Here is a 1,487-nt window from a genome sequence, read left to right as displayed (position 1 = left end):
TCCCGTTACATCCAGCTCCTGATCGCCTATGAATACATGCGTCCAGTCACCGTTTCTTTTCCTTACAGCCGTTCCCCAGGAGAATTCTACTACCTCCCATGGCTTCAAGCTATGCACTTTAGACATTTTATTCAAATCTATCCAGGATAGACATGCCTTTCCCCACTTCCATCATGCCCACTTGCTGTATCTTGTCCTCTGTTGAATGGTAGACCCCTACTTCTCCGTTTTTATATGTGCAGACAATCGAAAATTCTTCGATGTCTTCTTGTTCACTAAGAAATTGTTCCACTAGACTCTTTTTGGAGTATCCCCCGTTCTTCTCTCGTCTCTTATCATCTAGGTTCATAAGTACTCTCCTTCGCAATACACACAAAAAGAGAACCACCCTGTGGGCAACTCTCTTTTCAGGTGTTATTCTTCTTCTTTTTCTAATATCTCTCTAAGTGTTGCGTGTTCATTTATCCATTTTACGTAGATTTCACCGTCAATTATTTCGTCCTCTTTGATAGGAGGCACGTGCAAGGCGCCTTCTGCCGACCATTGAACCCTGCAATAAGTATTGTTAAACTTTTTGTCATTTGAATCAAAGCTCAGATACATATTAACAACATCGTTATTACCTCTTACGTTGGACAACAGTTCCGGTATTATTTCCCTTGCTTCGTCTTTGGTCAATTCTCCAGTTAAATAATGGGCACTTAATCTGTTCGCGCCTCTAATTGATGTCGACTGCAATTCTGCAAACATTTTATTAGGCATCTTAGCCACCTCCGCCCCTCTAATTCGACAGAGACGGCTAGTATCCTGCAACTTTCTACACAAAAATAGAAAATTTTAGGGGCGTCCAGCTTTACCGACTCCCTTTAAACAGCCAGCAAACGGGCATGTGGCTTTTTGCTCGTTTACCCGTTTAAGCCAGATGCACGTTTTGCATTCTTTTACGCTTACTTTCTTCATGTTTGACACCTTATTTAAATGAGTCAACTACCGCTTTAAACAAGTAGTCTTTCACACGCTGTTCTTTGGGCAAATCGTTATATGCAACAAAACAAGGATGTTCTTTTTTCTCCGGGTCTTTTACAGGCCCATAACGCCAACCAGCATTTTGCTTCTCTAGTAGCCAGTTCTCATGCGACTGCTCTGGGGTAACGTCGTTTTCCATATGAAAGGAAACTCCATTTAGCGCACTATCTTTTTGCCACTGCGGCGCATCTTCCCAAGTAGGCTGACTATTATCGCCAATTGATAGACAATACATCCTATTTACTTCATGCGCTGTTTTAGCAATTTGTTTATAATCAATCATTGTTCGATCTCCCCTCATATAAAAAAGCGCATACGGCCTTATGGCTCATACACGCTTTTTGGAATTTTCACGCCGCGTAAGCGGACAAAAGCCGTTTGGTGTTGTCGCCTCCTGCCCCTCGCCCAGTGCCGTAACGGGAGTTAACACTCTTTTGAGTGCTGCCGCATAAAGGAGCGCG

General features: G+C 43.0%; 4 protein-coding genes. All 4 read right to left on the bottom strand.

Annotated features, from left to right (window positions below; translation table 11 throughout):
• Window positions 1-127: 127 nt before the first annotated feature.
• The 4 genes from N6H06_RS22930 to N6H06_RS22915 all read right to left on the bottom strand — a co-directional run bounded on the left by N6H06_RS22930 (window position 128) and on the right by N6H06_RS22915 (window position 1,309).
• Window positions 128-349, bottom strand: coding sequence for a hypothetical protein (locus N6H06_RS22930; RefSeq protein WP_041823948.1), 222 nt, complete (start codon window positions 347-349; stop codon window positions 128-130).
• A gap of 65 nt (window positions 350-414) precedes the next feature.
• Complete coding sequence (locus N6H06_RS22925) at window positions 415-762, bottom strand: hypothetical protein (RefSeq protein WP_263708058.1); 348 nt, start codon at window positions 760-762, stop codon at window positions 415-417.
• Between the two features lie 75 nt (window positions 763-837).
• The gene (locus N6H06_RS22920) at window positions 838-960 is read right to left on the bottom strand and encodes a hypothetical protein (protein WP_263708057.1); all 123 of its coding nucleotides are present in this window, start codon (window positions 958-960) and stop codon (window positions 838-840) included.
• A gap of 10 nt (window positions 961-970) precedes the next feature.
• Complete coding sequence (locus N6H06_RS22915; protein ID WP_263708056.1) at window positions 971-1,309, bottom strand: RyR domain-containing protein; 339 nt, start codon at window positions 1,307-1,309, stop codon at window positions 971-973.
• Window positions 1,310-1,487: the final 178 nt, after the last annotated feature.

The sequence above is a fragment of the Shouchella tritolerans genome (assembly GCF_025770735.1).
Classification (GTDB): Bacteria; Bacillota; Bacilli; order Bacillales; family Bacillaceae_D; genus Shouchella; species Shouchella tritolerans.
Note: the sequence above shows the minus strand (reverse complement) of the source record. Positions and strands in the feature narration are given on the sequence as shown.